This window comes from Mesorhizobium sp. P5_C1 (assembly GCF_054049815.1).
Genome location: NZ_JBFULQ010000803.1, coordinates 1 through 1,894 on the forward strand (window position 1 = coordinate 1; position 1,894 = coordinate 1,894).

The window sequence follows — 1,894 nt, forward strand, 5'->3', positions numbered from 1 at the left end:
GGGTGTCGATCTGCATCACCTGCGACTGCGGCAGAGCTATGTGCACCGATGCTTCGGCATCGACGTTCTGCAAGATCGAGACGCGTGTCGCCGAACCAGCGGCAAGCAATTTGTCGAAGGTCTTGTTCTCGGCGGTCGGAAGGGTCAGCAGCGCGACGCCTTCGACATAGTAAGGCCGGGAAAAGTTGATGAGCTGCGAGCGCTGGGCGCTCATCGTCATGAACTGGATGGTGATGTCGACCTTGTTGGTGGTGACGTTCGGAATGCGCTGCGCCGGATCCTGCATGACGAACTCGACCTTGGTCGGATCGTCGAAAAGGCCCTTGGCAAGGATACGTCCCATGGTGATGTCCATGCCGACCAGTTCGCCGGCATCGTTTTCGAAGTGCCAGGGCGCATTGGTGCTGCCAGTGCCGACAATCAGCTTGCCGCGGTCGAGCACGGTGCGCAGCAGGCTGTCGGATGCTGCCTGAGCGGCAGCCTTCTGGGCATCGACGGTTGCAAGCACGCCAGCCGTGGCCAGTCCCGCCATTCCAAATTTCAGAAAATCACGTCTTCCGGATGTGTCGTTCACGGCGACCTCCTTTCGTGTTGTGTTCCCCTATGCACAGGAAATTCACGCATCGTCGATTTTTAGATCGATTGTCTCTTACAAGAGACGTATGTATCCTGTACAAGACAGATACTAGCACCAGGAATCGACAATGCAAGACGGCAATGCCCCAGCAGTTTCAGCCGACGAGAAGATTTCGGGGTCCCGCGAAAAAGGCCTCAACCGGGTGCTCGAGATCCTGGAGTTTCTGCACACGACGCAGCGCGCGATCGGCATTGGCGATCTTGCCAAGGGGGTGAACGCACCCCGCTCGACGACCTACACGCTTGTGCGGTCGCTGGTGGATGCCGGCCTGCTGGAAATGGCCGGCGACGGCAATCGTGTCTATTTCGGCAAGAAGCTCTATCTCTACGGAATGGATTATGTGCGGGGCAACGACCTCTTGAGGCGCGGGCGCCAGGAGGTCGACAATCTGTCGCGCGAAACGGGCGAGACCTCGGAACTGTGTATGCTGCAGAGCGGCCGCTATACGATCGTCCATTCAAGCCCGGGCACCAGGCCGTTCCGCATCAGCTCCGCCACCGGCCTGCAGATACCGCTGCCCTGGACCGCTTCGGGACGGCTCCTGCTGGCGGGCTTCCAACAGGCCCAGATCGAAGACATGGTGTCCGAAGACGATCTCGTCCTGCCGGACGGTCGCAGATTGCTTCTCAACGACTTCATCGCCRACATAGCGAAGGCCGAAGCCACAGGCTATTGCGTCACCTCGGGCCTTGTCGATGCCTACACGAAATGCCTCGCCGCGCCCGTCTTTTCAGGACCGGGCAGGGTCGAGGCGACGATGTGCCTGGTGGTTCCCATCGACACGTCCGAGGAGCGGACCGGCAGTTTAATCGGTCTGCTGCGCGACCGCGCCGCCAGGCTTTCGATCGCCGGATAGGCGCAAGCGATCGGGATCGACCCCGGCTCCGCCGTCTCACGCAATGATGTCGGGGATGATCTTGTCTTCCAGCGCCATCAGCCGGTCCTTGAGGAACAGCTTCTTCTTTTTCATGCGCTGGATCTGCAGCGGGTCGCAGTTCGTGGCGATCATTGCGTTGATCGCCGCATCGAAATCGGCGTGTTCCTGCTTCAGCCGGGAAAATTCGAGGCGAATATCGGCCTGTTCCTGATCGGACATTCTCTACCGTCTGCACGTCTGCGGCGCCCAAAACTGGGCCTGATTGGGCGGGACCGGCAACTTCTGCCGCTGGCGCGCAGCCCATATCACATTTCACATTGTCGTGGAATGCTACCACGGATCATTCGACATCGCGGCCGGATGGTGGCACAGTGTCATTG

The 1,894-nt window shown here is 59.7% G+C and carries 3 protein-coding genes; 1 reads left to right on the forward strand and 2 read right to left on the reverse strand.

What is annotated here, in order from left to right:
* A partial coding sequence (locus ACXJ7R_RS31450; protein ID WP_457155210.1) for a transporter substrate-binding domain-containing protein occupies window positions 1-532 on the reverse strand: 532 nt, incomplete at its 3' end.
* Between the two features lie 172 nt (window positions 533-704).
* On the opposite strand from ACXJ7R_RS31450, the gene ACXJ7R_RS31455 reads away from it, so the two are divergent.
* Window positions 705-1,493 carry an IclR family transcriptional regulator gene (locus tag ACXJ7R_RS31455; protein ID WP_457155211.1) on the forward strand — a complete coding sequence of 263 codons (789 nt, stop codon included), beginning with the start codon at window positions 705-707 and terminating at the stop codon, window positions 1,491-1,493.
* Between the two features lie 36 nt (window positions 1,494-1,529).
* On the opposite strand, the gene ACXJ7R_RS31460 is transcribed toward ACXJ7R_RS31455, so the two are convergent.
* Window positions 1,530-1,733 (reverse strand): YdcH family protein, encoded by a 204-nt coding sequence (locus ACXJ7R_RS31460; protein ID WP_095089397.1) that lies wholly within the window; start codon window positions 1,731-1,733, stop codon window positions 1,530-1,532.
* Window positions 1,734-1,894 lie beyond the last annotated feature (161 nt).

What these genes read in the sequence shown, in the direction of transcription:
- ACXJ7R_RS31460 (WP_095089397.1), bottom strand. Translation starts at nt 1,733, where the DNA reads ATGTCCGATCAGGAACAGGCCGATATTCGCCTCGAATTTTCCCGGCTG.